This is a genomic window from Streptomyces sp. NPDC034085 (genome assembly GCF_055575555.1).
In genome coordinates, this window is the sequence record NZ_JBVISL010000001.1 from 694,123 (window position 1) to 719,633 (window position 25,511).

At 72.6% G+C, this 25,511-nt stretch carries 25 protein-coding genes; 8 read left to right on the forward strand and 17 right to left on the reverse strand.

Annotation, left to right across the window (positions count from 1 at the left end; genetic code table 11):
• Positions 1 to 117: 117 nt before the first annotated feature.
• The gene (gene leuA, locus ACZ501_RS03270) at positions 118 to 1,881 is read right to left on the reverse strand and encodes a 2-isopropylmalate synthase (protein ID WP_361605980.1); all 1,764 of its coding nucleotides are present in this window, start codon (positions 1,879 to 1,881) and stop codon (positions 118 to 120) included.
• Positions 1,882 to 2,245: 364 nt separating this feature from the next.
• Here leuA and ACZ501_RS03275 point away from each other — a divergent pair, with 364 nt between their 5' ends.
• The 4 genes from ACZ501_RS03275 (at position 2,246) to ACZ501_RS03290 (ending at position 5,278) form a co-directional block, all read left to right on the forward strand.
• Positions 2,246 to 3,322, forward strand: a complete 1,077-nt coding sequence (locus ACZ501_RS03275; protein ID WP_468792133.1) for a M4 family metallopeptidase — start codon at positions 2,246 to 2,248, stop codon at positions 3,320 to 3,322.
• Between the two features lie 50 nt (positions 3,323 to 3,372).
• The gene (locus ACZ501_RS03280; protein ID WP_361605974.1) at positions 3,373 to 3,645 is read left to right on the forward strand and encodes a protealysin inhibitor emfourin; all 273 of its coding nucleotides are present in this window, start codon (positions 3,373 to 3,375) and stop codon (positions 3,643 to 3,645) included.
• Between the two features lie 59 nt (positions 3,646 to 3,704).
• Entirely contained in the window at positions 3,705 to 4,514 is an 810-nt protein-coding gene (locus ACZ501_RS03285) for a GNAT family N-acetyltransferase (protein ID WP_468792136.1), read from the forward strand.
• A 119-nt stretch (positions 4,515 to 4,633) separates the two neighbouring features.
• A complete protein-coding gene (locus ACZ501_RS03290) occupies positions 4,634 to 5,278 on the forward strand; it encodes a class I SAM-dependent methyltransferase (RefSeq protein ID WP_361605968.1) in 645 nt (214 codons plus the stop codon).
• Here the strand turns inward: ACZ501_RS03290 and era are convergent.
• Complete coding sequence (era, locus tag ACZ501_RS03295; protein WP_468792139.1) at positions 5,275 to 6,225, reverse strand: GTPase Era; 951 nt, start codon at positions 6,223 to 6,225, stop codon at positions 5,275 to 5,277. The two genes, ACZ501_RS03290 and era, sit on opposite strands and share 4 nt — an antisense overlap.
• An 82-nt stretch (positions 6,226 to 6,307) precedes the next feature.
• Complete coding sequence (locus ACZ501_RS03300) at positions 6,308 to 7,363, reverse strand: GlxA family transcriptional regulator (RefSeq protein WP_468792142.1); 1,056 nt, start codon at positions 7,361 to 7,363, stop codon at positions 6,308 to 6,310.
• Between the two features lie 71 nt (positions 7,364 to 7,434).
• Between ACZ501_RS03300 and ACZ501_RS03305 the strand changes: the two genes are divergently transcribed.
• Positions 7,435 to 8,742 (forward strand): MFS transporter, encoded by a 1,308-nt coding sequence (locus tag ACZ501_RS03305; protein ID WP_468792145.1) that lies wholly within the window; start codon positions 7,435 to 7,437, stop codon positions 8,740 to 8,742.
• A 105-nt stretch (positions 8,743 to 8,847) separates the two neighbouring features.
• Here the strand turns inward: ACZ501_RS03305 and ACZ501_RS03310 are convergent, their stop codons facing one another.
• The 12 genes from ACZ501_RS03310 to hrcA all read right to left on the reverse strand — a co-directional run bounded on the left by ACZ501_RS03310 (position 8,848) and on the right by hrcA (position 19,725).
• Positions 8,848 to 9,213 (reverse strand): cytidine deaminase, encoded by a 366-nt coding sequence (locus tag ACZ501_RS03310; RefSeq protein WP_361605956.1) that lies wholly within the window; start codon positions 9,211 to 9,213, stop codon positions 8,848 to 8,850.
• Between the two features lie 67 nt (positions 9,214 to 9,280).
• Complete coding sequence (locus ACZ501_RS03315; protein WP_362460231.1) at positions 9,281 to 9,634, reverse strand: MmcQ/YjbR family DNA-binding protein; 354 nt, start codon at positions 9,632 to 9,634, stop codon at positions 9,281 to 9,283.
• Positions 9,631 to 10,938 (reverse strand): hemolysin family protein, encoded by a 1,308-nt coding sequence (locus ACZ501_RS03320; RefSeq protein WP_361605950.1) that lies wholly within the window; start codon positions 10,936 to 10,938, stop codon positions 9,631 to 9,633. Before ACZ501_RS03320 ends, ACZ501_RS03315 begins: the two co-directional genes overlap by 4 nt.
• Positions 10,935 to 11,432 carry an rRNA maturation RNase YbeY gene (gene ybeY, locus ACZ501_RS03325; protein WP_215019474.1) on the reverse strand — a complete coding sequence of 166 codons (498 nt, stop codon included), beginning with the start codon at positions 11,430 to 11,432 and terminating at the stop codon, positions 10,935 to 10,937. The genes ACZ501_RS03320 and ybeY overlap by 4 nt, the downstream gene beginning before the upstream one ends.
• Positions 11,433 to 11,445: 13 nt before the next feature.
• A complete protein-coding gene (locus tag ACZ501_RS03330; RefSeq protein WP_361605946.1) occupies positions 11,446 to 12,483 on the reverse strand; it encodes a PhoH family protein in 1,038 nt (345 codons plus the stop codon).
• Positions 12,484 to 12,600: 117 nt separating this feature from the next.
• Positions 12,601 to 13,686, reverse strand: a complete 1,086-nt coding sequence (locus ACZ501_RS03335; protein ID WP_468792148.1) for a carbohydrate kinase family protein — start codon at positions 13,684 to 13,686, stop codon at positions 12,601 to 12,603.
• Between the two features lie 149 nt (positions 13,687 to 13,835).
• Positions 13,836 to 14,750 (reverse strand): ribonuclease Z, encoded by a 915-nt coding sequence (locus tag ACZ501_RS03340; RefSeq protein ID WP_361605943.1) that lies wholly within the window; start codon positions 14,748 to 14,750, stop codon positions 13,836 to 13,838.
• Positions 14,751 to 14,753: 3 nt separating this feature from the next.
• Positions 14,754 to 15,113 (reverse strand): histidine triad nucleotide-binding protein, encoded by a 360-nt coding sequence (locus tag ACZ501_RS03345; protein ID WP_361605940.1) that lies wholly within the window; start codon positions 15,111 to 15,113, stop codon positions 14,754 to 14,756.
• A 451-nt stretch (positions 15,114 to 15,564) separates the two neighbouring features.
• A complete protein-coding gene (locus tag ACZ501_RS03350; protein ID WP_362460222.1) occupies positions 15,565 to 16,311 on the reverse strand; it encodes a 16S rRNA (uracil(1498)-N(3))-methyltransferase in 747 nt (248 codons plus the stop codon).
• Positions 16,312 to 16,321: 10 nt separating this feature from the next.
• Complete coding sequence (locus ACZ501_RS03355; protein ID WP_361601716.1) at positions 16,322 to 17,398, reverse strand: nitronate monooxygenase; 1,077 nt, start codon at positions 17,396 to 17,398, stop codon at positions 16,322 to 16,324.
• 167 nt (positions 17,399 to 17,565) lie between these two features.
• Entirely contained in the window at positions 17,566 to 18,708 is a 1,143-nt protein-coding gene (dnaJ, locus tag ACZ501_RS03360; RefSeq protein WP_361601719.1) for a molecular chaperone DnaJ, read from the reverse strand.
• Positions 18,709 to 19,725 (reverse strand): heat-inducible transcriptional repressor HrcA, encoded by a 1,017-nt coding sequence (hrcA, locus tag ACZ501_RS03365; RefSeq protein WP_361601722.1) that lies wholly within the window; start codon positions 19,723 to 19,725, stop codon positions 18,709 to 18,711.
• A 160-nt stretch (positions 19,726 to 19,885) separates the two neighbouring features.
• On the opposite strand from hrcA, the gene ACZ501_RS03370 reads away from it, so the two are divergent.
• The 3 genes from ACZ501_RS03370 to ACZ501_RS03380 all read left to right on the forward strand — a co-directional run bounded on the left by ACZ501_RS03370 (position 19,886) and on the right by ACZ501_RS03380 (position 22,196).
• Entirely contained in the window at positions 19,886 to 20,617 is a 732-nt protein-coding gene (locus ACZ501_RS03370; RefSeq protein WP_468792151.1) for an MBL fold metallo-hydrolase, read from the forward strand.
• A gap of 28 nt (positions 20,618 to 20,645) precedes the next feature.
• The gene (locus ACZ501_RS03375) at positions 20,646 to 21,446 is read left to right on the forward strand and encodes a DUF3097 domain-containing protein (protein ID WP_361601728.1); all 801 of its coding nucleotides are present in this window, start codon (positions 20,646 to 20,648) and stop codon (positions 21,444 to 21,446) included.
• 141 nt (positions 21,447 to 21,587) lie between these two features.
• Positions 21,588 to 22,196: an ADP-ribosyltransferase gene (locus tag ACZ501_RS03380; protein ID WP_362460212.1), complete on the forward strand. Its 609-nt coding sequence runs from the start codon at positions 21,588 to 21,590 to the stop codon at positions 22,194 to 22,196.
• A 24-nt stretch (positions 22,197 to 22,220) separates the two neighbouring features.
• Here ACZ501_RS03380 and hemW read toward each other — a convergent pair whose 3' ends face one another.
• Positions 22,221 to 23,453 (reverse strand): radical SAM family heme chaperone HemW, encoded by a 1,233-nt coding sequence (gene hemW, locus ACZ501_RS03385; protein ID WP_468792154.1) that lies wholly within the window; start codon positions 23,451 to 23,453, stop codon positions 22,221 to 22,223.
• Between the two features lie 44 nt (positions 23,454 to 23,497).
• Positions 23,498 to 25,390, reverse strand: a complete 1,893-nt coding sequence (locus tag ACZ501_RS03390; protein WP_468792157.1) for an AMP-dependent synthetase/ligase — start codon at positions 25,388 to 25,390, stop codon at positions 23,498 to 23,500.
• Between the last annotated feature and the right edge of the window lie 121 nt (positions 25,391 to 25,511).

A 25,511-nucleotide genomic window follows, 5' to 3' on the forward strand; every position in this document is an offset into this window, starting at 1 on the left:
ACCATCCGTACGGAGCGGGCGCCGGCCCTGGCGACGGCCGCCTGGCCCGCCGAGCGGCCCCGGAAACGCCTGAACCCCGCCCCTCCGGAAGGAGGGGCGGGGTTCAGGCGCGCGCGGTCAGCGGCCGGCGCGGTTGACGGCGGAGATGACCGCCTTCAGGGAGGCGCGGGTGGTGTTGGCGTCGATGCCGATGCCCCACAGGACCCGGCCGTCGATCGCGCACTCGATGTACGAGGCGGCCACGGCGGAGGCTCCCTCGCTCATCGTGTGCTCGGTGTAGTCCAGCAGGCGGGCGTCGACGCCGATGCCGGCCAGCGCGTCGAAGAAGGCCGAGATCGGACCGTTGCCGGTACCGTTCAGGACCGTCTCCACGCCGTCCACGACCGCCTCGACGGTCAGCGTGTCGGTGCCGTCCTTGTCGGTGGCGGTCGAGCCGGAGCGCAGCTGGATGCGGCCCCACGGGTTCTCGGGGTTGGGCAGGTACTCGTCCGAGAAGACGTCCCAGATCGCCTTCGGCGTGACCTCGCCGCCCTCGGCGTCGGTCTTGGCCTGGATGATCCGCGAGAACTCGATCTGCATGCGGCGCGGCAGGTCCAGCTTGTGGTCGTTCTTCAGGACGTACGCGATGCCGCCCTTGCCGGACTGCGAGTTGACCCGGATGACCGCCTCGTAGGAGCGGCCGACGTCCTTCGGGTCGATGGGCAGGTAGGGGACCGCCCACTCGATGTCGTCGACGGTCTTGCCCTGAGCGGCCGCGTCGGCCTCCATGGCGTCGAAGCCCTTCTTGATGGCGTCCTGGTGGGAGCCGGAGAAGGCGGTGTAGACCAGGTCGCCCGCGTAGGGGTGGCGCGGGTGGACCTCCATCTGGTTGCAGTACTCGCTGGTGCGGCGGATCTCGTCGATCTGCGAGAAGTCGATCTGCGGGTCGATGCCCTGCGAGAACAGGTTCATGCCCAGCGTGATCAGGTCGACGTTGCCGGTGCGCTCGCCCTGTCCGAACAGGCAGCCCTCGATGCGGTCGGCGCCGGCCATCAGCGCCAGCTCGGCGGCGGCGACGGCGGTGCCGCGGTCGTTGTGGGGGTGCACGGAGATGCAGACGTGCTCGCGGCGGGTCAGGTTGCGGGCCATCCACTCGAAGCGGTCCGCGTGCGTGGAGGGCGTCGAGCGCTCCACGGTGGCGGGCAGGTTCAGGATGATCTCGCGACCCTCGGCCGGCTGCCAGACGTCACAGACGGCCTCGCAGACCTCCAGGGCGAAGTCCAGCTCGGTGTCCGTGAAGATCTCCGGGCTGTACTGGTAGCCGAAGACGGTCTCGGGGCCCAGCAGCTTGTCGGCGTACTCCATGACCAGGCGGGTGCCGTCGACGGCGATCTGCTTGATCTGCTCCTTGGAGCCGCGGAAGACGACCCGGCGGAAGGTCGGGGCGGTCGCGTTGTACAGGTGCACGGTGGCGCGCTTGGCGCCGACCAGCGACTCGACGGTCCGCTCGATCAGGTCCTCGCGGGCCTGGGTCAGTACGGAGATGGTGACGTCGTCCGGGATCGCGCCCTCTTCGATGATGGAGCGCACGAAGGCGAAGTCGGTCTCGCCGGAGGACGGGAAGCCGACCTCGATCTCCTTGTAGCCCATGCGCACCAGCAGGTCGAACATCTCGCGCTTGCGGGCGGGGGTCATGGGGTCGATCAGCGACTGGTTGCCGTCGCGCAGGTCGGTGGAGAGCCAGCGCGGGGCCTTGGTGACGCGGGCGTCCGGCCAGGTGCGGTCCGGGATGTCCACCTGCTCGTACCGGCCGTACTTGTGGATCGGCATCCCGGAGGGCTTCTGGGTGTGGGTCGCGTTGGTGATGGGCGTGGGGCGACCGACAAAAGGCTGCTGGCTCATGGCGTTGGGCTCCTCGCGTGTCCGCGTGTAGTTCGCTGAACGGCCGACGGCGGTCGTAAAAACCGCAACACCAAACTCCGCGGGGAGGGGGCCGGCCTACGACTACAGACCCTCGCCGCGGCAGCTAAGGAGAAGCAGCCCGAAACGCATGATGGGCCGAGCCTAACCGAGCCGCGCCGTATCGCGAGGACCTGTTTCAGTATGCAAGACCCGAGGGTCCGATTTGCACCCTTTGTGGCCTATGACTCTTTCACCGCATCCAGGTCAGGGTGATCCGTCAACGCGGCGCCGCGCATTTGAGACAACCGAATGAATCATGGTTGCAGGTGGTGACAGCGTCATGACCCACTGCCACATTTCGTCCATGAATGCCTTCCTTTCCCCAGGCCACAGCCCTCACCGCCCCGTCCTGTGCACCGTGGTGCCGCCGCACCTGCTGCGCAGGGCCGCCCAGTCCCCGGACCCCGCGCGGGCCGATGCCGCCCTGCGGACCCTCGAGCACGACGGCGCCCTGCGCGTACGGCGGCAGGTCAGCGCGCTGCGGGGCATCGTCCCGGATCTCGCCGACGCACCCGCCGAAGGGCCGGCGCGGACGGTCTACGACGCCCAGCACCGCACGCGGCTGCCCGGGAAGAAGGTCCGCGGGGAGGGCTCCGAACCGGTCGGGGACGCCACCGTCAACCGCGCCTACGCCGGGCTGGGAGCGACGTACGAGCTCTTCCTCAAGGCCTTCGGGCGGCACTCCATCGACGACTCCGGCCTGCCGCTGGACGCCACCGTCCACTACGGCGAGGACTACAACAACGCCTTCTGGGACGGCCGGCAGATGGTCTTCGGCGACGGTGACGGCGACCTGTTCCTCGATTTCACGGTGTCGGTGGACGTCATCGGCCACGAGCTGGCCCACGGCGTCACCCAGTACACGGCCAATCTCGACTACCACGGCCAGTCCGGAGCGCTCAACGAGTCGATGTCGGACGTCTTCGGCTCGCTGATCAAGCAGTACTCCCTCGGGCAGACCGCCGACCAGGCGGACTGGCTGATCGGAGCGGGGCTGCTGGGGCCCAACGTGACCGGGGCCGCGCTGCGCTCGATGAAGGCGCCCGGCACCGCGTACGACGACGACGAGCTCGGCAAGGACCCGCAGCCCGCGACGATGGACGACTACGTCGACACCACGCGCGACAACGGCGGCGTCCACATCAACTCCGGGATCCCCAACCACGCCTTCTACATCGCGGCGACCGAGCTGGGCGGCAAGGCCTGGGAGCGGGCCGGGCAGATCTGGTACGACACGCTGACCGGCGGGCAGCTGGGCGAGAGGGCGGACTTCCGGGACTTCGCCCGGCTGTCGGTGGCCGCGGCGGTCGCCCGGTACGGGGAGGGCGGCGCGGAGCACCGGGCGCTCCAGAAGGCCTGGTCCGCCGTCGGCCTCGGCTAGGCCGACGGCGGACCTTGGCCGGCGGCGCGGTTGCGGGTAGAAGGGGCACCATGCGGATCGAAGTGGTGCGGACGGGCGGTTTCGCGGGGATCGAGCGCCGGGCCGAGGTGGACACCTCGGGCCGGCCCGACGAGGAGGAGTGGCAAGCGCTGGCCCTGCTGGCCCTGCGGCCCGATCCCCGGGCCGCCCAGGGGCACGACGGGGTGCGGGACGGGTTCGCGTACCGGATCACGGTGGACGGGCGGACGGTGTCCTGCCACGACCCGCACCTGTCGGACGCCCAGCGCGACCTGGTCTCGCGGGTGCTGAAGGAAGGCGCCTAGGGGGCCGGGCCCGGGGCAAACCACGTGCCGCTTCGGGGCGGCTTTGCTTTGATGGCCGGATGACCTCAACGATCTTGGCCGCCCTGGAGCAGTACTACGACACCGTCCCGCGCAGGGGCGGGGCGCGGAGCGAGGACTTCGGGCCGCTGACCCTCTTCGTACAGGAGGGGCTCGGCTGGCAGTACTACGCACGGCCCGCGCTGGGCGGCGCCTCCGGCGCGACCGCCGCGGACGTGCGGAAGGTGCTGGAGAGGCAGCGGGAACTGAAGGTGCCCGAGTCCTTCGAGTGGGTGGCCGAAACCAGCCCCTCACTGCGGGCCGTCGTCGAGGAAGCGGGCCTCCACGTGCACGCGCACCCGCTGATGGCGCTCGAGGAGGACGCCGAACCGCTGCCGCCGCATCCCGAGGTGCGGCTGCTCGGCGCCGACGACCCGCTGCTGCGGGCCGCCGTGACCGTGCCGGCGCTGGCCTTCGGCGAGCCGGGCACGGCCCTGGGCGCGGCGGGACCGGCGGAGCTCGCGGCGGCGCTGGAGGACCCGGCGTCCGAGGAGCACCGGGCCCGGGTCTCGGCGATGCTCGCGGACGGGCGCACCGCGATGGCCGCGGCCGTGCGCGACGGGCTCGTGCTGTGCTCCGGCCAGTACAACCCGGTCGGGGACGTCGCCGAGGTCGTCGGCGTCGGCACCCTGCCCGCGGCCCGGCGCCAGGGGCTGGCCCTCGGGGTGACGGCGGCGCTGGTCGCCGAGGCCCGCGCCCGCGGGGCCCGCACGGTCTTCCTCTCCGCCGGGGACGAGGACGTGGCCCGGATCTACGCCCGGGCCGGCTTCCGCCGGGTGGGGACGGCCCTGATCGCCGAACCGGCGGCCTGAGGCCCGGCGGGTTTGCCGGAACGGCAACGGAAGTTGCCCGGGCGGTGGGCGCGGAGCAGCATCGGCCGTGCCGGCGGACCCGTAGCCGTGCCGGCGGACCCGTAGAGGAAGAGGCCCCCATGTCCGGACACCACCACCAGGACCAGCCCGCGGGCGAGGAGTTCTGGGACGCCCGCTACCGCGAGAGCAGCCGCATCTGGAGCGGCAGGGCCAACGAGGTGCTGGTGCGCGAGGTGTCGGGCCTCACCCCCGGCCGCGCCCTCGACCTCGGCTGCGGCGAGGGCGCCGACGCGGTGTGGCTGGCCCGCCGGGGCTGGCACGTCACCGGGACCGACATCTCCGGGGTGGCCCTGGAGCGGGCGGCCGAGCACGCCGCCGAGGCGGGGATCGCCGACCGCGTCGCGCTGGAGCGGCACGACCTGGCGGAGTCCTTCCCCGGCGGGGAGTTCGACCTGGTCTCCGCGTGCTTCCTGCACTCCTACGGGGACTTCCCTCGCGAGCGGATCCTGCGCAGGGCCGCCGCGGCAGTGGCCCCCGGCGGGGTCCTGCTGGTCGCGGGCCACGCGGGCGGGCCGTCCTGGGACCCGGACGCGCACCGCGACCTGCACTTCCCGACCGCCGAGGAGGTCCTCGCCGGGCTGGAGCTGCCGCGGGGCGGCTGGGAGGTGCTGCTCGCGGCCGAGCACGTCCAGGCCCTGACCGGCCCGGACGGCCGGCCGGGGACCCGCCCGGACAACGCGCTGAAGGTACGCAGGCTGCGCTAGAAGCCGAGCTTGCGGAGCTGCTTGGGGTCGCGCTGCCAGTCCTTGGCGACCTTCACGTGCAGGTCGAGGAAGACCGGCGTGCCGAGCAGCGCCTCGATGTGCTTGCGCGACTTCATGCCGACCTCCTTCAGGCGGGAGCCCTTCGGGCCGATGATGATGCCCTTCTGGCTGGGACGCTCGATGTAGACGTTGGCGTGGATGTCCAGCAGCGGCCGGTCCGCGGGCCGGTTCTCGCGCGGGATCATCTCCTCGACCACGACGGCGATGGAGTGCGGCAGCTCGTCGCGTACGCCTTCCAGCGCGGCCTCGCGGATCAGTTCCGCGACCATCACCATCTCGGGCTCGTCGGTGAGGTCGCCCTCCGGGTACAGCGGCGGGCTCTCGGGCAGCAGCGGTGCGATCAGGTCCGCCAGCAGCTGGACCTGGGTGTCGCCGACCGCCGAGACGGGGACGATCTCGGCCCACTCGATGCCGAGTTCGGCGCCGAGCTGGTGGATGGCGAGGAGCTGCTCGGCGAGGGCCTTGGACTCGACCAGGTCGGTCTTGGTCACGATGGCGATCTTCGGGGTCTTCTTGATCCCCGCGAGCTCCTTGGCGATGAACTTGTCGCCGGGGCCGAGCTTCTGGTCGGCGGGCAGGCAGAAGCCGATGACGTCGACCTCGGCCCAGGTGGTCCGCACGACGTCGTTCAGCCGCTCGCCGAGCAGCGTGCGCGGCTTGTGCAGGCCCGGCGTGTCGACCAGCACCAGCTGCGCGTCCGGGCGGTGCACGATGCCGCGGACGGTGTGGCGGGTGGTCTGCGGCCGGTTGGAGGTGATCGCGACCTTGGTGCCCACCAGCGCATTGGTCAGGGTCGACTTGCCCGCGTTGGGGCGGCCGACGAAGCAGGCGAAGCCCGCGCGGTGCGGGGCGGTGGGCTCGGGGGAACGATCGCTCATACGGGCCATTCTCCCCGATGCGGCTCCCGGCGCCGACCAGCCCCGCCCCGGGGGCCCTCCCGCGCGGCGGCGGCCCCTGCCGCGGAAGCCGTCAGCGGGCCGCCTCCGTCGCCCGGAAGGTCCGCCGGTAGGACGTGGGGCTGACCCCCAGCGCCGCCTGCACGTGCTTGCGCAGCGACTGCGCCGTCCCGAAGCCCGCCTCCCGCGCCACCGCCTCGATCGGCAGCTCCGTCCGCTCCAACAGCTGCCGGGCCCGCTCCACCCGCCGGCCGGTGATCCATTCCCCGGGGCTCACCCCGCACTCCTCGCGGAAGCGGCGCGTGAAGGTCCGTACGGACATGGCCTCCTGCCGGGCCAGGTCGCTCAGCCGCAGGGGCTCGTGCAGCCGGTCCAGCACCCAGGCCCGCGCGGCCGTGGTGCTGGACCGCTGAGGCTCGGGCACGGGCCGCTTGACGAACTGCGCCTGCCCGCCTTCGCGGTGCGGCGGTACGACGGTCCGCCGGGCGGTCTCGTTGGCGATCGCCGCACCGTGGTCGCGGCGCACGATGTGCAGGCACAGGTCGATGCCCGCGGCGACTCCGGCGGAGGTCAGCACGTCCCCGTCGTCGGTGTAGAGCACGTCCGCGTCGACCCGGACGGCGGGGAACAGCCGCTGGAAATGTTCGGCGGAGGCCCAGTGCGTGGTCGCCGGGCGGCCGTCCAGGTACCCCGCCGCGGCCAGGACGTAGCCGCCCGAGCAGATGGACACCAGCCGGGTGCCGGGCCGGATGTGGGCGAGGGCGGCCGCCAGCGCCTCGGTCAGCCGCCCCTCCTCGTAGACCGGCCCCAGCTCGTACGAGGCCGGCACCACCACGGTGTCGGCCGTGGCGAGCAGCTCCGGTCCGTGCTCGACGTGCACGGCGAAGTCGGCGTCGGTGGGCACCGGGCCGGGGGCGAGTGCGCAGGTCAGGATCGTGTAGAGGGGCCGCCCGGCCGCGTCCGCGGCCCGCCCGAAGATCCGGTGCGGGATGCCGAGCTCGAAAGGGAGCAGCCCGGCGAGCGCGAGCACGACGACCCGGTGCGGCGCCGGTTCCGGGGTGTCCGAGAGGGTCGGCGCGTCCGAGGGGGCCGGGACGCGCGAAGGGGCCGGGGCCTGCGGGGCTTCCATGGCCCGATCGTATCGAAGCATGACAGCCAGGCCACTGTCGTACGGTCCTCCCCGGGCCGGAAGCTGTCGGCGTGACACAGACAGCCCCCACCTCCCCCTCCACCGCCGCCCCCGCGGCCCCCCGCCGGCCCGGACGCATCCACCGCGCCTGGTTCGCCGCCGCCGTGGCCTTCGTGACGATCATCGGCGCGGCCGCCTTCGCCTCCCTCCCCGGCCTGCTCATCGAGCCGCTGCACGAGGAGTTCGACTGGTCGCGCGGCACGATCGGCTTCGCGGTCTCCGTCAACCTGGCGCTCTACGGGCTCACCGCGCCCTTCGCCGCCGCGCTGATGGACCGTTTCGGCATCCGCAGGGTCGTCGCGCTGGCCCTGACCGTCATCGCGGGCGGCTCGCTGGCCACGGTGTGGATGACCGCAGCGTGGCAGCTGGTGCTGTGCTGGGGCGTGCTGGTGGGCCTCGGCAGCGGTTCGATGGCCCTGGCCTTCGCGGCGACGGTGACCAACCGCTGGTTCACCGCCCGGCGCGGCCTCGTCACCGGCATCCTGACCGCGGCGGGCGCCTCCGGGCAGCTGGTCTTCCTGCCGCTGCTGTCCTGGCTGGTGGAGAACCACGGCTGGCGCCCGGCGTCCGTCACCGTGTCCCTCGCCGCCCTGGCCGTCGTCCCCTTCGTGTGGCTCCTGCTGCGCGACCACCCCGCCGATGTGGGCCTCGCCCCGTACGGCGGCACCTACGAGCCCAAGCCCGCCCCCGCCGCCGGAGCCGCCCGGCGGGCCGTGACCGTGCTCTTCCGGGCGGCCCGCACCGGCCCCTTCTGGCTCCTGGCGGGCACCTTCGCGATCTGCGGGGCCTCGACGAACGGGCTGGTGCGCACCCACTTCACGCCGGCGGCGCACGACCACGGCATGCCGGTGACGGCCGCCGCGGGGCTGCTCGCGGTGATCGGCGTGTTCGACGTACTCGGCACCATCGCCTCCGGGTGGTTCACCGACCGCTTCGAGGCGCGCCGGCTGCTGGCCGTGTACTACGCCCTGCGGGGGGTCTCCCTGCTGTTCCTGCCGATGCTGTTGGCGCCGGCCGTGCACCCGCCGATGGTGTTCTTCATCGTCTTCTACGGGCTGGACTGGGTCGCGACCGTCCCGCCGACCATCGCCCTGTGCCGGGAGCACTACGGCCCGGACAGCGCGATCGTCTTCGGCTGGGTCCTGGCCTCGCACCAGGTCGGGGCGGCCGTGGTGGCCTTCCTCGGCGGTGTGGCCCGCGACGCCCTCGGCTCGTACGACCTGGTCTGGTACGCCTCGGGCGGCCTGTGCGCGGTGGCCGCGCTGATGGCGATGGTCATCCGCCGCCGCACGGCCCGGCCGGCCACGGCGGCGGCGTGAGCCGTACGCGCAGCCGGCGGGCGCGGTCCGCATCCCCGGCACCGGCACCGGCACCGGCACCGGCACCGGCCCGGGGTACCGCCCACGGGCCGGGGACCCGCCGCGTCAGGCCCCGGCGGGGGTCGTGGACTTGAGGGTGCCGTCCGGACCGGCCAGCAGTACCGGGGTGGACGGGCCGCCCAGGTCGCGCACGGCCGCGCGGTCGGCGTCGGCGGGGGCGTCCGCGGCGCTCACCACGGCCGCCGCCTCCAGGGAGCGGGCGCCGCTGGCCACCGCCATGGCGACGGCCGTCTGGAGCGCGCTGAGCTTCAGGGAGTCCAGCTCCACGGTCCCGGCGACGTAGGTGCGGCCGGTCTCGTCCCGCACGGCCGCGCCCTCGGGGACTCCGTTGCGGGCCCGGGCGCTGCGCGCCAGGGTGATGATCTTGCTGTCCTCGGGGTCGATCCCCGCTCCCACGCTGCTCTCGGTCATAGGCGAAAGCATAGGGAGCACCCCGGCGGAGCCGTGCAACGACCCCGCCGGGGCGCTCCGAGGCGCTTCAGGGCCGGTCGAGCCGCAGCCGTTCCGCCCGCGGCAGCCCCGCGACGACCAGGTCGTACGAGTCCTCCACCAGCTCGCGCACCAGCGCGTCCGGCAGGCCGCCCACGGTCACGGTGTTCCAGTGCCGCTTGTTCATGTGCCATCCCGGCACGACCGCCTCGTACTCGGCCCGCAGCCGCACCGCGGCCTCCGGTTCGCACTTGAGGTTGACCTTCAGCGGCTCGGCGTCCAGCGCCGTCAGGGCGAACACCTTCCCCAGCACCTTGAACACCGAGGTCTCCGGGGTGAAGGGGAACTCCTCCACCGCCGCGTTGAAGCCCAGGCAGAAGGCGCGCAGCTCCGCCGGCGTCACTCGCCCTCCTCCCCCGCGGCGTGCGCCTCGGCCACGGGCTCCACGAGCACCGTCACGATCTTGTTCCGGCGACCCGCCGGGGACTCGGCCGTCAGCCGCAGCGGACGCCCGTCCGGCAGGTCCACCACCGCCGAGGCACCGGCGATCGGCACCCGGCCCAGCGCCTTCGCCAGCAGGCCGCCGACCGTCTCCACGTCCTCGTCGTCGAAGGCCAGGGCCCCGAACAGCTCACCGAGGTCGGTGATGTCCAGCCGCGCCGTGACCCGGTAGGAGTCCCCGCCCAGCTCCTCCACGGGCGCGATCTCCCGGTCGTACTCGTCGGTGATCTCGCCGACGATCTCCTCCAGGATGTCCTCGATCGTGACGATGCCGGCCGTGCCGCCGTACTCGTCGATGACGACGGCCACGTGGTTGCGCACCGACTGCATCTCGCGCAGCAGGTCCCCCGCGTTCTTCGTGTCGGGCACGAAGACGGCCGGCCGCATCACCGTGGAGACCAGGTCGGATTCGGCGTCCCGGTTGATGTGCGTCCTGCGGACGAGGTCCTTCAGGTACACGATGCCGACGATGTCGTCCTCGTTCTCCCCCGTGACCGGGATCCGCGAGAAACCGGAGCGCAGCGCCAGCGTCGTCGCCTGACGTATCGTCTTGTACCGCTCGATGCAGACCAGGTCGGTGCGCGGCACCATCACCTCGCGCACGAGGGTGTCCCCCAGCTCGAAGACCTGGTGCACCATCCTGCGCTCGTCGTCCTCGATCAGCGATTCCTTCTCCGCGAGGTCCACCATCGCGCGCAGCTCGGCCTCGGAGGCGAAGGGGCCCTTGCGGAAGCCCTTGCCGGGCGTGAGCGCGTTGCCGATCAGGATCAGCAGCTGCGGCACCGGGCCCATCACCCGCGCCAGCGGTACGAGGACGTACGCGGCCGCCGTCGCGGTGTTCAGCGGGTGCTGGCGGCCGATCGTACGGGGGGACACGCCCACCGCCACGAACGACACCAGCACCATCACGCCGATGGCGACGAGCAGCGCGGTCCAGTGGTCGCCGAACCCGTCGAGGCAGACGTACGTGACGAACACCCCCGCCGCCATCTCGCAGGTCACCCGCACCAGCAGGGCGACGTTGACGTAGCGGGTGGGGTCTGCGGCGACCTGGGCGAGCTTCGCGCTGCCGCGCCGGCCCTCGCGTACGGCCTGTTCGGCGCGGAAGCTGGAGACGCGGGCGATACCCGACTCGGCGCACGCCGCGAACCAGGCGACCACGACCAGCAGGACCGCCCCGGTGATCAGCTGGGGGGCGCCGGTCACGAGACGGTCGGGGCCGGGGAGGGACCGGTCATGCCGCGCTCGGCGCGCCAGCCGTCGACGATGGCGGCCTGGAGCCCGAACATCTCGGCCTTCTCGTCCGGCTCCTCGTGGTCGTACCCCAGCAGGTGCAGCACCCCGTGGACGGTCAGGAGCTGGAGCTCCTCGTCCATGGAGTGCTGCGTGGGCGCGTCCTCACCCTGCCTCTTCGCGACCTCGGGGCAGAGCACGATGTCGCCGAGGAGCCCCTGCGGGGGCTCCTCGTCATCCTTCGCCGGCGGCCGGAGCTCGTCCATCGGGAAGGACATGACGTCGGTCGGGCCGGGGAGGTCCATCCACTGGATGTGGAGCTGCTCCATCGCGTCCTCGTCGATGACGATGACGGAGAGCTCGGACAGCGGGTGGATCCTCATCCGGGTGAGCGCGTAGCGGGCGATGTCGAGGATCGCCTGCTCGTCGACCTCGGTTCCGGACTCGTTGTTGACGTCGATCGACATGGTGCGCTGGGTTCTACTTCCGCTGGTGGCCGTTCGGGGCCTGGTGGGCGTCGTCGTACTTCTCGTACGCGTCGACGATACGGCCGACCAGCTTGTGCCGGACGACATCCTCGGACGTGAGCCGCGAGAAGTGGATGTCGGGCACTCCGTCGAGGATCTCCTGGACCTGGCGCAGACCGCTCTTGGCGCCGCCCGGCAGGTCGATCTGGGTGACGTCACCGGTGACGACGATCTTGGAGTCGAAGCCGAGCCTGGTCAGGAACATCTTCATCTGCTCGACGGTGGTGTTCTGCGCCTCGTCCAGGACGACGAAGGCGTCGTTGAGCGTGCGGCCACGCATGTAGGCCAGCGGGGCCACCTCGATGGTCCCGGCGGCCATCAGCCTCGGGATGGAGTCCGGGTCGATCATGTCGTGCAGGGCGTCGTACAGCGGGCGCAGGTACGGGTCGATCTTGTCGAACAAGGTGCCGGGCAGGAAGCCGAGCCGCTCGCCCGCCTCGACGGCGGGGCGGGTCAGGATGATGCGGCTGACCTGCTTGGACTGCAGCGCCTGGACCGCCTTCGCCATCGCGAGGTAGGTCTTGCCGGTGCCTGCGGGCCCGATGCCGAAGACGATCGTGTTCCTGTCGATCGCGTCGACGTACCGCTTCTGGTTGAGGGTCTTGGGACGGATGGTGCGGCCGCGGCTGGAGAGGATGTTCTGGGTGAGCACCTCGGCCGGGGTCTCCGGGTCACCGCCCGGGCTGCCGTTCGCCTTGAGCATGGCGATCGAGCGTTCCACTGCGTCCTCCGTCATCGGCTGCCCGGTGCGGAGCACCAGCATCATCTCGTCGAACAGGCGCTGGATCAGTGCGACTTCCGCCGCCGACCCGACCGCGCTGACCTGATTGCCCCGAACGTGGATGTCGGCCTTCGGGAAAGCCTTCTCGATCACGCGCAGCAGCGCGTCGCCCGAGCCGAGTACGGTCACCATCGGGTGCGTCGCCGGGACGGTGAAGTGGGCTCGCGCCTGGCCCGGCGCCGGGGTGTGGGCTGTCGGTGTCTGAGTCATGGGCCGGCACTGTGGCCTGCGCATACCTCCCGCTGAGGGGCCGCGCGGATCGTCGACCTCCGGAGTACCAAGGGTACGTCCACCCCGGGGCCATCCCGAGGGGTTTTCCGGGCCGATCTAGACCGGGTGCCGGAAGCCGATGGTCGGGACGGCCCTGCGGCGCCGGGAGGGGGCCGCGCCCGGCGGTACGAGGGCGTCCAGGAAGGCGTAGCGGTCCCGCAGGGCGTCGGGGGCCGTGCGCCACCAGTGGGCCACCTCCGGCCAGCCCGGGGCCGAGAGGGAGCCGCCGAACTCCTGGACCGAGAGGGCGGCGGTCAGCCCGGCGAAGGCCAGCCGGTCGGCCAGGGGCCACCCCGCCAGGCTGCCCGTGACGAACCCGGCCACGTACACGTCCCCGGCCCCCGTGGGGTCCAGGGCGTCGACGGCGATGGCGGGGGCCTGCGCGGTCTCCCCCGTGCGGCTGTCGACCGCGTACGAGCCCTCCGCTCCCATGGTCACCACCGCGACCGGCACCTTCTCCGCGAGGGCCCGGGCCGCGGCGCGCGGACACTCGGTCCGGGTGTAGCGCATCGCCTCTCCCGCGTTGGGCAGGAACGCCTCGCAGTGCTGGAGGTCGGCCAGGGCGCCGAGGTCCCAGCGGCCCGTCTCGTCCCAGCCGACGTCCGCGAAGATCCGCGAGCCCCGGCGGGCCGCCTCCGAGATCCAGTCCTCGGTCTGGCCGGCGCCGAGCGAGGCCACCGCCGCGCGCGCCTTCGGCGGACACCAGGGGAAGGGGCCGGGGCCGGCCGGGGGCGGGGCCTCGTGGCCGTGGGAGACCATCGTGCGCTCGCCCTCGTACGCCATGGAGACCGTGACGGGGCTGTGCCAGCCCGGAATGGTGTGTGACATGGACAGGTCGATGCCCTCGCCCTGTTCGAGGGCGTCCCAGCAGTACTCCCCGTAGTGGTCGTCCCCGAAGGCGGCGGCCAGCGAGGTGCGCAGGCCCAGCCGCGCGAGGGCGGTGGCCATGTTGGCGACGCCGCCGGGGCTGGAGCCCATGCCCCGCGCCCAGGACTCCGTACCGCGCACCGGGGCCGAGTCGAGGCCGGTGAAGATGATGTCGAGGAACACCGTGCCGGTCAGGAAGACGTCGCAGCCCGGCTCTTGGGGATCGCGCACCGGTCCGAGCGGGTCGAGGGTGATGCGGCTGTCCCGACTGATCACGGTGTGCTCCCCGTTGAAATGTCGTTTCTGCTTACGGGCTGGAGAGAGGCCGGTCCTGCCCGGGTCCGGCAGGGCCAAACCCAGTGTGACGCACGTCACCGGAGCCCTGCTCTCCTCCTCCCCCAGCGCCACTCGAGAAACACCCGCCCCTAGCGCTTGGGCAGGGCCACCCGACTCAGGTCGGCCGCGATCGTCAGCTCCCCCTCGAACCCGGCCGCGCGGGCCTCGCGTTCGAACTCCGACGGATCCCCGTAGCGCTGCGAGAAGTGCGTCAGCACCAGGTGCCGTACGCCCGCCTCCCGCGCCACCCGCGCCGCCTGCCCGGCGGTGAGGTGGCCGTGGTCGGTCGCCAGCCGGACGTCCGCGTCGAGGAAGGTCGACTCGATGACCAGCATGTCGCAGCCCTCCGCCAGCGCGTCCACGCCGTCACACAGCCGGGTGTCCATGACGAAGGCGAACCGCTGCCCCGGCCGGTGCTCGCTGACCGCCTCCAGCGTGACCTCGCCCAGCGGCCCCGCCAGCCGGCCCTCCCGCTGGATCCGGCCGACGTCCGGCCCCGCGATCCCGTGCCGCGCGAGCAGCGCGGGAACCATCCGGCGCCCGTCGGGCTCGGTCACCCGGTAGCCGAACGACTCCACCGGATGCGAGAGCCGGCGCGCCTCCAGGACGTACGGGGGCCCGCTCGCGAGCACCCCGTCCTCGGCCACCGGCTCCTCCCGGAGCCGCACCGTCTCCCGGTAGGCGGTGGCGTACCGCAGCCGGTCGAAGAACCGCTGCCCCGAGGCCGGGTAGTGCGCGGTCACGGGGTGCGGGACCTGGTCGAGGTTGATCCGCTGGATCACCCCGGCCAGGCCGAGGCTGTGGTCGCCGTGGAAGTGCGTGACGCAGATCCGGTTGATGTCGTGCGCCGCGACCCCGGCCCGCAGCATCTGCCGCTGGGTGCCCTCGCCCGGGTCGAAGAGGATGCCCTCGCCGTCCCAGCGCAGCAGGTAGCCGTTGTGGTTGCGGTGCCGGGTGGGGACCTGGCTGGCGGTGCCGAGGACCACGAACTCGCGTACGGACACGGCTTATCCGGGCGGCCACTGGAGGCCGCGGCCCCCGAGGACGTGCGCGTGGGCGTGGAAGACGGTCTGGCCTGCGCCGGCGCCGGTGTTGAACACGACCCGGTAGCCGCCCTCTTCGACCTTCTCGTCGGCGGCGACGCGGGCGGCCTCGCGCAGGACGTCGGCGGCCACGTCCGGCGCGCCGGCGGCGAGGGTGGCGGCGTCGGGGTAGTGCACCTTGGGGATGACGAGCACGTGGGTCGGCGCCTGCGGGTTGATGTCCCGGAAGGCGACGGTGGTCTCGGTCTCGCGGACCACCGTCGCCGGGACGGCACCCGCGACGATCTTGCAGAACAGGCAGTCCGCCTGCGGTTCCCCGGCCATTGCTGCGCCTCCCGTGACGATGATCGGTCGGGGCATGCTACCTGCCGCCTGCCGGTGGGCACCGCTGCGCGGAGCGGGTCCCCTCCCCGCCCTTCCCCGTTCCCCGGGCGCTGCCCGGCCCCGCGCCTCAAACGCCGGCGAGGCTGGGTTGGGCACTCACCGGAGGGGGGCGGGGGCGGGGTGGGGTGTCGTCCGGGACTAAAACGAGATGAATTCGGCGCGCGGCACCGCCCGGCAAAACCACTCAGGCTCAGGCGCCGAACATCGAAGCCCGTCCCGGACGACACCCCACCCCGCCCCCGACCCCGGCCCACAACACCCCGGCACCCACACCCGGCCCCGCCAGCGCACCACCGGTCCGCCAGGACACCGCCACCCACACCCCGCCCGGCCAGGGCACCGGCCCCACCGGGACACCGGCAACCCGCCCACCGCCCGGCCAGGGCAAGGGCTACGACCAGCGCCCCGACCGCGCCAACAGCACCGCCGTGGCCGCCGTGCCCGCGGTCGAGGTGCGGAGCACCGAGCGGCCCAGGCGGTACGGCCGCGCACCCGCCTCCGCGAAGACCGCCAGTTCCTCCGGCGAGACCCCGCCCTCGGGGCCGACCACCAGTACCACGGACCCCTTCTCCGGCAGCGCCGCCGTCGCCAGCGCCGCCGAAGCCGTGTCCCGGTCCTCGTGCAGCACCACCGCCAGATCGGCCTGCGCCAGCAGCGCGGCCACCTGCTTCGTGGACATCACCCCGGCCACCTCAGGGAAACGCACCCGGCGCGACTGCTTCCCCGCCTCCCGGGCCGTGGAACGCCACTTGGCCAGGGACTTCTCACCCCGGTCCCCACGCCACTGCGTGATGCACCGCGAGGCCTGCCACGGCACGATGGCGTCGACGCCGGTCTCCGTCATCGTCTCGACCGCCACCTCGCCCCGGTCACCCTTGGGCAGGGCCTGCACCACCGTGATCCGCACGTCGGGCTCCGGCTCCTCGCTCACGGACTCCAGGTCCATGAGCACCAGGCGGTCCTTGCCCTCCGCCGCCTTGACCACGCCTTCGGTCCACCGGCCCCGGCCGTCGGTGAGGATCACGTCCTCGCCCGGGTTCAGCCGCTTCACGGACACGGCGTGCCGCCCCTCGGGGCCCTCCAGCACGAACTCCGGGCCCGCCGGAACCTCTTCGACCACGAACACGGGGGCCGTCATGACGTTCTCCTCATCTCAACACCTGCAACGCGTTCTGCGCCTCGGCCAGTTCCGCCGCCAGCACTTCCACCAGCTGCCCGGCCGGCAGCGCCCGGGCCAGCCGGTGGCCCTGCCCCGCCCACAGGGACATGCCCTGCGGGTCCCCGGCCGCGGCGGCCGCCTTGCGCAGTCCCGCGGTCATGTGGTGGACCTGCGGGTAGGCGGCCGGGGCGTACGGCCCGTGCTCCCGCATGAAGCGGTTGACCAGGCCCCGGGCCGGCCGGCCCGAGAAGGCCCGGGTCAGTTCCGTGTGGGCGAACATCGGGTCGGTCAGGGCCTTCTTGTGCAGCGGGTGCGCCCCGGACTCCGGGCACACCAGGAAGGCCGTGCCGAGCTGCGCCGACTCCGCGCCCGCCGCCAGCAGCGCCGCGATCTGCGCGCCGCGCATCAGACCGCCCGCCGCGATGATGGGCAGGGCCACGGCCTCCCGTACCTGCGCGACCAGCGCGAGCAGGCCGACGCCGGCCGTGCCGTCGGTCTGCGGGTCGTCCCGGTGGGTGCCCTGGTGGCCGCCGGCCTCGACGCCCTGGACGCAGACGGCGTCGGCGCCGGCGGCCTGCGCGGCCCGGGCCTCGTCGACCGAGGTGACGGTGACGACGGTGTGCGTACCGGCCTTGCGCAGCCGCGCGAGCACTTCGGGCGCGGGGGTGCCGAAGGTGAAGGAGACCACCGGGACGGGGTCCTCCAGCAGGATGGCCAGCTTGGCTTCGTAGCCGTCGTCGCTGGTGCCGATGATGTCCTCCGCGGCGAGCGAGACCGCGTACCAGTTGGCCTCGCCGGCCAGCTGCCCGCGGTAGGCCTCGACGGCGGTCTGGTCGACGGGGCCGGTCTGCGGCATGAGGAGGTTCACGCCGAAGGGCCGCCGGGTGAGGCCGCGCGTCTGCTTGATCTCCTGGTACATGCCGTCGGCGGTCTTGTAGCCGCCGGCCAGGTAGCCGAGCCCGCCGGCGTCGGACACGGCGGCGACGAGCGGCGGGCAGGAGACGCCGCCCGCCATGGGAGCCTGCACGATCGGGTACCGGTGGAGACCGTTCGGCGCGGAGGACATGGACTGCATCGTGCCACGTCCCGACCACCGGGCCGAATCACCGCATTCGCCTGGCATAGTCCGCTTCCCCGGCACTGTCCTCGCATCGCCGGGGGCGGTGGGGCGGGAAGCACGGAGCCCGGTCCGGGACGCTCCGGACCGGGCTCGTACGAGGCCTTCGGGGCCGCTCAGGTGCGACCGTTGAACGCGTCCTTCAGGCGGCTGAACAGGCCCTGCTGGCCGGGCGCGAACTGGCCCGTCGGCCGCTCCTCGCCGCGCAGCTTCGCGAGCTGGCGCAGCAGCTCCTCCTGCTGGGCGTCCAGCTTGCCGGGGGTGGTGACCTCGACGTGGACGATCAGGTCGCCCCGGCCGCCGCCGCGCAGGTGGGTGACGCCCCGCCCGTGCAGCGGGATGGCCTGGCCGGACTGGGTGCCGGGCCGGATGTCGATCTCCTCCATGCCGTCCAGCGTCTCCAGCGGGCACTTGGTGCCCAGGGCCGCGGCCGTCATGGGGATGGTGACCGTGCAGTGCAGGTCGTCACCGCGCCGCTGGAAGGTCGGGTGCGGCAGCTCGTGGATCTCCACGTACAGGTCGCCGGCGGGGCCGCCGCCGGGGCCGACCTCGCCCTCGCCCCCGAGCTGGATCCGGGTGCCGTTCTCGACGCCGGCCGGGATCTTGACCGTGAGGCTGCGGCGGGAGCGGACCCGGCCGTCGCCCGCGCACTCGGGGCAGGGGGTCGGGACCACGGTGCCGAAGCCCTGGCACTGCGGGCAGGGGCGCGAGGTCATGACCTGGCCCAGGAAGGACCGGGTGACCTGCGAGACCTCACCGCGGCCGCGGCACATGTCACACGTCTGCGCCGAGGTGCCGGGGGCGGCGCCCTCGCCGGAGCAGGTGGTGCAGACGACGGCCGTGTCGACCTGGATGTCCTTGGTCGTGCCGAAGGCGGCCTCGTCCAGTTCCAGGTCCAGGCGGATCATGGCGTCCTGGCCGCGGCGGGTCCGCGAGCGCGGGCCGCGCTGCGAGGCCTGCCCGAAGAAGGCGTCCATGATGTCGGAGAAGTTGCCGAAGCCGCCCGCGCCGAAGCCGCCCGCGCCGCCACCGCCGCCCGAGGAGGACAGCGGGTCGCCGCCGAGGTCGTAGACCTGCTTCTTCTGCGGGTCCGAGAGCACCTCGTAGGCCGCGTTGATCTCCTTGAAGCGCTCCTGCGTCTTCGGGTCCGGGTTCACGTCCGGGTGGAGTTCACGCGCGAGGCGGCGGAAGGCCTTCTTGATCTCGTCCTGCGATGCGTCGCGGCGTACGCCGAGTACGGCGTAGTAGTCCGTGGCCACTTACGACTCCGCCAGGATCTGTCCGACGTAACGTGCCACTGCGCGTACCGCTCCCATCGTTCCGGGGTAGTCCATGCGGGTCGGTCCGACCACGCCGAGTTTGGCGACTGCTTCGCCGCCCGAACCGTAGCCGACGGACACGACCGACGTGGAGTTGAGCCCCTCGTAGGCGTTCTCGTGCCCGATCCGTACGGCCATCCCCGACTCACCGGCCTCGCCGAGCAGCTTGAGGAGCACGACGTGCTCCTCGAGTGCTTCGAGCACCGGCCTGATCGTCAGGGGGAAGTCATGTCCGAAGCGCGTGAGGTTGGCGGTGCCGCCGATCATCAGCCGCTCCTCCGCCTCCTCCGCCAGCGTTTCGAGAAGGGTCGCGATGACGGCCTTGACGGTCGCCCTGTCGTCGATCTCGAACGACTCCGGAAGGTCCTGCACCAGCTGCGGCACGTCGGTGAACCGACGGCCGACGACCCTGCTGTTGAGCCGCGCCCGCAGGTCGGCGAGGGAGTTCTCGCCGAAGGGGGTCTGGGTGTCGACCATGCGCTGCTCGACCCGCCCGGTGTCGGTGATCAGTACGAGCATCAGCCGGGCCGGGGCCAGCGACAGCAGCTCGACGTGCCGGACGGTGGAGCGGGTCAGCGAGGGGTACTGGACGACGGCGACCTGGCGGGTGAGCTGCGCGAGCAGCCGTACCGTGCGGCCGACGACGTCGTCGAGGTCGACGGCGCCGTCCAGGAAGTTCTGGATGGCGCGGCGCTCGGGCGTCGACAGCGGCTTGACGCCCGCCAGCTTGTCGACGAACAGCCGGTAGCCCTTGTCGGTGGGGATCCGGCCGGCGCTGGTGTGGGGCTGCGCGATGTAGCCCTCCTCCTCCAGCACGGCCATGTCGTTGCGCACGGTGGCGGGCGAGACGCCGAGGCGGTGGCGTTCCGTGAGGGCCTTGGAGCCGACGGGCTCCTCCGTCCCGACGTAGTCCTGGACGATGGCGCGCAGTACCTCGAGTCTGCGTTCACTGAGCATCGCGCACACCTCCGGATGCGTGTCGGTCTCGGTCGTGGCCGCCGTGGCCGGTCCTGGCTGGCTGGCACTCAGCGGGTGGGAGTGCCAGAGATCCCCCGGTCAGTGTACGGCCGGGTAGTAGTCCGGGGGCAAGGGCGGCCCGCCAGGGTAGCGTCGCCGCATGGACGTGCGTTGGGAAGAGGCGGGCTGGGAACGGGTCACCGGACGGGTCGGCAGGCGGCGGCTTCCGGTGTGGGACTGCACCGTGGGGCTGGTGGTGGGGGACGATTCGGTGCTGCTGGTCGACCCCGGATCGAGTGTGTGCGAGGGCGCGGGGGTGCGGGCCGAGGCGGAGCGGCTGACGGGCCGGCGCGTGACCCATATCGCATTCACCCACGGACATTTCGACCACGTACTGGGCGGTGCGGCCTTCGCGGGCGCCGAGTTCTACGGTGCGGTCGGCCTGGACCGGCAGCTGTCGACCCCGACGGGCCGGGAGGAGGTACGGGCGAGCGCGGTCCGGCACGGGCTGGCGGAGGCGGAGGCCGCCGAGGCGGCGGACCTGCTCCAGGCGCCCCGGCACCTGGTGTCGGGCGAGTGGACGCTCGAGCTGGGCGGGGTGCAGGTGCTGCTGGCCAACGTGGGGCCCGCGCACTCCCAGCACGACCTGGCCGTCTTCGTGCCGGGCGAGCGGGAGGCGGTGTTCTGCGGGGACCTGGTCGAGGAGTCGGGCGAGCCCCAGGCCGGCCGGGACGCGGTGCCGGGCCAGTGGCCCGCCGCGCTGGACCGGCTGCTGGCCCTGGGCGGCGACGACGCGGTGTACGTGCCGGGTCACGGAGCGCTGGTCGACGCGGGCTTCGTGCGTGCGCAACGCGCCACACTGGCGGCCCGGTTCGGCGTGTCGCGGGTGTGAGGGCGGCGGCTCTCCTAGGGTCGGCCGGATGCGTGAGTACTCCCCCGACCTGACCCCGCAGTGGAAGCGCGCCAAGGCCGTGCCGGAGGTGCCGGCCGACCCGGACCTGGTGGTCGAGGTGGCGGGTACGGACTTCTGCGGCGCGGTGGTGGCCTGCGAGGCGGGCACGGTGACCCTGGAGGACCGGTTCGGCAAGCGGCGCGTGTTCCCGCTGGAGCCGCGCGGATTCCTGCTGGACGGCGCGGTGGTGACCCTGGTCCGCCCGTCACGGGCGCCCGCCGCGCCCGCCAGGACCGCCTCGGGCTCGGTGGCCGTCCCGGGTGCGCGGGCCCGGGTGGCGCGGGCGGGGCGGATCTACGTGGAGGGGCGGCACGACGCCGAGCTGGTCGAGCGGGTGTGGGGCGACGACCTGCGGATCGAGGGGGTGGTCGTGGAGTACCTGGAGGGCGTCGACGACCTCGCGGCGGTGGTCGCGCAGTTCGCCCCGGGTCCGGACGCCCGGCTGGGGGTGCTGGTGGACCACCTGGTGCCGGGCTCGAAGGAGTCCCGCATCGCGGCCTCGGTGACCGGGCCGGACGTGCTGGTCGTGGGCCACCCGTACGTGGACGTCTGGCAGGCGGTGAAGCCGTCCGCGCTGGGCATCCGGGCGTGGCCCGAGGTGCCGCGCGGCCAGGACTGGAAGACGGGCGTCTGCCGGGCCCTGGGCTGGCCGCCGAACACGGGGGCCGCCTGGCAGCACATCCTGTCGCGGGTGTCCTCGTACCGGGACCTGGAGCCGACGCTGCTCGGCCGCGTCGAGGAGCTGATCGACTTCGTCACGGCGCCCTGAGGCGCGGCACGCCGAGGGCACCGCACTCTGAGGCACGGCACGCAGAGGCACGGCACGCCGAGTCACCGCGCACCGCCGGACTCGCCCACCTTCGAGTGACAGTACGTGTGCGGAGCGCCACGAAGGGCAAGGGTGCTCACCATGATCACCTTTGCTCTGCGGCAGCGCGCCGTCCTCGCCGCGACCGTGCTCGCCGCCGCCCTGCTCCCGCCCGCCTCCGCCTCGGCCACGGCGCAGGCCGCCCCGGCGAACTCCTGTCCGCGGGTGACCGACCACCTCTTCGCCGCGGCGGACAAGACCGTCGTGGTGGAGCGCATCACCCCGTCGCCGTCCTGGCGGATCAACTGCAAGCAGCTCTACCGCTCCGACGGCCGTCCGCCGTCGGTGGTCTTCGAGGAGGGCTTCAAGCCGAAGGCGCCCCTGGACGGCCAGTACGACATCGAGCAGTACGTGCTGGTCAACCAGCCCTCCCCGTACGTGTCGACCACCTACGACCACGACCTGTACAAGACCTGGTGGAAGAGCGGCTGGAACTACTACATCGACGCCCCGGGCGGGGTGGACGTCAACCAGACCATCGGCGACACCCACAAGTACGCCTCCCAGGCGGAGGTCGCCTTCCCCGGCGGCATCGACCGCTCCTTCATCGTCGCGGTGTGCCCGGTCGACAAGACCTCCAAGACCGAGATCATGGACGAGTGCCAGGACAACCCGCACTACAAGCCCTGGCGCAACAGCTGGCCGAGCTGACCCCGCCCGTCCGCCGGGACCTGGTCAGTCGACCAGGTCCCGCACCACCGCGTCGGCCAGCAGCCGCCCGCGCAGCGTCAATACCGCCCGCCCCGCCCCGTACGGTCCAGCCTCCAGGAGGCCGTCGGTGAGGGCGCGGCGGGAGGCGGCGAGGCCCGCGGGCGCCAGCAGGGACAGCGGGACGCCGTCCACCAGGCGGAGCTCCAGCAGGATCCGCTCCACGCGCCGGTCCTCCGCCGACAGCAGCTCGCGTCCCGCGCCCGGCGAGCGGCCCTCGGCCAGGGCGGCCGCGTACGCACCGGGGTGCTTCACGTTCCACCAGCGGACCCCGCCCACGTGCGAGTGCGCTCCGGGGCCAGCGCCCCACCAGTCGGCGCCGCGCCAGTACAGCTCGTTGTGCAGGCACCGCCCGGCCTCGGAGGTGGCCCAGTTCGACACCTCGTACCAGGAGTACCCGGCCGCGGCCATGACGGAGTCGGCGATCAGGTACCGGTCGGCGTGGACGTCGTCGTCCGTCATCGGGACCTCGCCGCGGCGGATGCGGCGGGCCAGCTGCGTACCCTCCTCGACGATCAGGGCGTAGGCGCTGATGTGGTCGGGGCCGGCGCCGAGCGCGGCCTCCAGGGAGGCGCGCCAGTCGTCGTCGGACTCGCCCGGGGTGCCGTAGATCAGGTCGAGGTTGACGTGCTCGAAGCCGGCCGCGCGGGCCTCGGCGACACAGGCCTCGGGGCGCCCGGGAGTGTGCGTGCGGTCCAGCACCTTCAGGACGTGCTGCTTCGCGCTCTGCATGCCGAAGGAGATCCGGTTGAAGCCGCCGGCGCGCAGCTCCGCCAGGTACGCCGGGTCCACGGACTCCGGATTGGCCTCGGTCGTGACCTCGGCGTCCTCGGCCAGCCCGAACTCGTCGCGGATCGCCGCGAGCATGCGTACGAGGTCCCGGGCGGGCAGCAGCGTGGGCGTGCCGCCGCCGACGAAGACGGTCCGCACGGCGCGCGGGTCGTCCCCGAGCACCTTGCGGGCCAGGCGGACCTCGTCGATCAGGGTGTCGGCGTAGTTCTCCCGGGAGGCGAGGACGCCGCCGGTGCCGCGCAGCTCGGTGGCGGTGTAGGTGTTGAAGTCGCAGTACCCGCAGCGCGTGGCGCAGTACGGGACGTGCAGGTAGAACCCCAGCGGCCGCGCCCCGGCGCCCTCCAGGGCGTGCGACGGCAGGGAGCCGTCTTCGGGCATGGGTTCACCGTCGGGCAGTGCGGAAGGCATGCGCCCATTGTCCCGCACCGCCCCATGGTCGTTTACGCCTCGGGCTACGCCTCCCTGGAGCCCTCGTACATCTCCTCGATGAGGTGCTTGAACTCACGCTCGACGACGGGCCGCTTCAGCTTGAGGCTGGGGGTGAGGTCTCCGTGCTCGACGTCGAGGTCGCGCGGCAGGATGCGGAACTTCTTGATCGTCTGCCAGCGCTGGAGGCCCTCGTTGAGGGTCTGGACGTAGGTCTCGATCAGCCGGTCGGTCTCCGGGGCCGCGAGGACCTCGGCATACGTCCTGCCCTCCAGGCCGTTCTCGACGGCCCAGCCCAGGATCGCGGGCTCGTCGAGGGCGATCAGGGCGGAGCAGAAGTTCCGGTCGGCTCCGTGGACGACGATGGTCGACACGTACGGGCAGATCGCCTTGAACTGGCCCTCGATCTCCGCCGGGGCGACGTACTTGCCGCCGGAGGTCTTGATCAGGTCCTTCTTGCGGTCGGTGATGCGCAGGTAGCCGTCCGGGGACAGCTCGCCGATGTCGCCGGTGTGCAGCCAGCCGTCGCTCTCCAGGACCTCGGCGGTCTTCTCGGGCTGGCCGTGGTAGCCCTGCATGATGCCGGGGCCGCGCAGCATGACCTCGCCGTCGTCGGCGATGCGGACCTCGGTGCCGGGGAGCGGCTTGCCGACGGTGCCGGTGCGGTAGGCCTCGCCCGGGTTGACGAAGGAGGCCGCGCTGGACTCGGTCAGCCCGTAGCCCTCCAGGATGTGGATGCCGGCGCCGGAGAAGAAGTAGCCGATCTCGGGTGCCAGGGCGGAGGCCCCGGAGACGGCGGCGCGCAGCCGGCCGCCGAAGGCCTCGCGGAGCTTGGAGTAGACGAGGGCGTCCGCGATCTTGTGCCTGGCGGTGAGGGCGAGGGGGGCGGTCGCCCGTCCGGTGCGGCGGTAGTTGTCCTGGGTGACCTTGGCGTACTCGCGGGCGACGCCGACCGACCACTGGAAGATCTTGTACTTGGCTCCGCCGCCGGACCGGGCCTTGGCGGCGACGCCGTTGTAGACCTTCTCGAAGATGCGCGGGACGGCCGCCATGTAGGTGGGCTGGACGACCGGCAGGTTCTCGATGATCTTGTCGATGCGGCCGTCGACGGCGGTGACGTGCCCGACCTCGATCTGGCCGGAGGTGAGCACCTTGCCGAAGACGTGGGCCAGCGGCAGCCACAGGTACTGGACGTCGTCCGAGTGGATCATGCCGGTGGCCACGGTGGCCTTGGCCATGTACGACCAGTTGTCGTGCGGCAGGCGGACGCCCTTGGGGCGGCCGGTGGTGCCGGAGGTGTAGATGAGGGTGGCGAGCTGGTCGGGGGTGATGGCCGCGATCCGCTCCTTGACCGCCGCGGGGTGCTTGGCGAGGTACTCCTTGCCGCGTTCCTCCAGCTCGGCGAGGGAGAGCACCCAGCCCTCCGGATCGCCTTCGGCGGGGACGGCGTCGGCCGCCTCCAGAACCACCACGTGGGCGAGTTCGGGCAGGTCGGCGCGGCGCTCGCGGGCCTTGGCCAGCTGGGCGGCGTCCTCGGCGATCAGCACTCGGCTCTCGGAGTCCGCGAGGATGAAGGAGGACTCCTCGGCGTTGGTGCTCGGATAGATGGTGGTCACGGCGCCGCCGGCGCACATCACGCCGAGGTCGCACAGGATCCACTCGACGCGGGTGTTGGAGGCGAGTGCGACCCGGTCCTCGGCGTGCAGGCCCAGTCCGATGAGGCCGGCGGCGATGGCGAAGACCCGGTCGGCGGCCTGGCCCCAGCTGAGCGACTTCCAGTCGTCGGGACCGCCCTCGCGGCCCGCCGCGGCCACGGGGAAGCGGTAGGCCTCCGCGTTCGGCGTGGCGGCGACGCGGTCAAGGAAGAGGGCCGCCACGGTGGGCGGGCGGTTCTCGATCAAGGTCTGTGTGTCGCTCACGGACGTCCTCCGGACCACGCGGCAGGGCCTGTTCGGGCATGACTTCAGGCATGACTTCGGGCTTGTAACTGGCGAGTAACCAGTGTTCAGAGTAGGGGGCGTGCGGCTGGCGCGTAAGGGC

What these genes read in the sequence shown, in the direction of transcription:
- leuA (WP_361605980.1), bottom strand. Translation starts at nt 1,881, where the DNA reads ATGAGCCAGCAGCCTTTTGTCGGTCGCCCCACGCCCATCACCAACGCG.
- ACZ501_RS03275 (WP_468792133.1), top strand. Translation starts at nt 2,246, where the DNA reads ATGAATGCCTTCCTTTCCCCAGGCCACAGCCCTCACCGCCCCGTCCTG.
- ACZ501_RS03280 (WP_361605974.1), top strand. Translation starts at nt 3,373, where the DNA reads ATGCGGATCGAAGTGGTGCGGACGGGCGGTTTCGCGGGGATCGAGCGC.
- ACZ501_RS03285 (WP_468792136.1), top strand. Translation starts at nt 3,705, where the DNA reads ATGACCTCAACGATCTTGGCCGCCCTGGAGCAGTACTACGACACCGTC.
- ACZ501_RS03290 (WP_361605968.1), top strand. Translation starts at nt 4,634, where the DNA reads ATGTCCGGACACCACCACCAGGACCAGCCCGCGGGCGAGGAGTTCTGG.
- era (WP_468792139.1), bottom strand. Translation starts at nt 6,225, where the DNA reads ATGGCCCGTATGAGCGATCGTTCCCCCGAGCCCACCGCCCCGCACCGC.
- ACZ501_RS03300 (WP_468792142.1), bottom strand. Translation starts at nt 7,363, where the DNA reads ATGGAAGCCCCGCAGGCCCCGGCCCCTTCGCGCGTCCCGGCCCCCTCG.
- ACZ501_RS03310 (WP_361605956.1), bottom strand. Translation starts at nt 9,213, where the DNA reads ATGACCGAGAGCAGCGTGGGAGCGGGGATCGACCCCGAGGACAGCAAG.
- ybeY (WP_215019474.1), bottom strand. Translation starts at nt 11,432, where the DNA reads ATGTCGATCGACGTCAACAACGAGTCCGGAACCGAGGTCGACGAGCAG.
- ACZ501_RS03330 (WP_361605946.1), bottom strand. Translation starts at nt 12,483, where the DNA reads ATGACTCAGACACCGACAGCCCACACCCCGGCGCCGGGCCAGGCGCGA.
- ACZ501_RS03345 (WP_361605940.1), bottom strand. Translation starts at nt 15,113, where the DNA reads ATGGCCGGGGAACCGCAGGCGGACTGCCTGTTCTGCAAGATCGTCGCG.
- ACZ501_RS03350 (WP_362460222.1), bottom strand. Translation starts at nt 16,311, where the DNA reads ATGACGGCCCCCGTGTTCGTGGTCGAAGAGGTTCCGGCGGGCCCGGAG.
- ACZ501_RS03355 (WP_361601716.1), bottom strand. Translation starts at nt 17,398, where the DNA reads ATGTCCTCCGCGCCGAACGGTCTCCACCGGTACCCGATCGTGCAGGCT.
- hrcA (WP_361601722.1), bottom strand. Translation starts at nt 19,725, where the DNA reads ATGCTCAGTGAACGCAGACTCGAGGTACTGCGCGCCATCGTCCAGGAC.
- ACZ501_RS03370 (WP_468792151.1), top strand. Translation starts at nt 19,886, where the DNA reads ATGGACGTGCGTTGGGAAGAGGCGGGCTGGGAACGGGTCACCGGACGG.
- ACZ501_RS03375 (WP_361601728.1), top strand. Translation starts at nt 20,646, where the DNA reads ATGCGTGAGTACTCCCCCGACCTGACCCCGCAGTGGAAGCGCGCCAAG.
- ACZ501_RS03380 (WP_362460212.1), top strand. Translation starts at nt 21,588, where the DNA reads ATGATCACCTTTGCTCTGCGGCAGCGCGCCGTCCTCGCCGCGACCGTG.
- hemW (WP_468792154.1), bottom strand. Translation starts at nt 23,453, where the DNA reads ATGCCTTCCGCACTGCCCGACGGTGAACCCATGCCCGAAGACGGCTCC.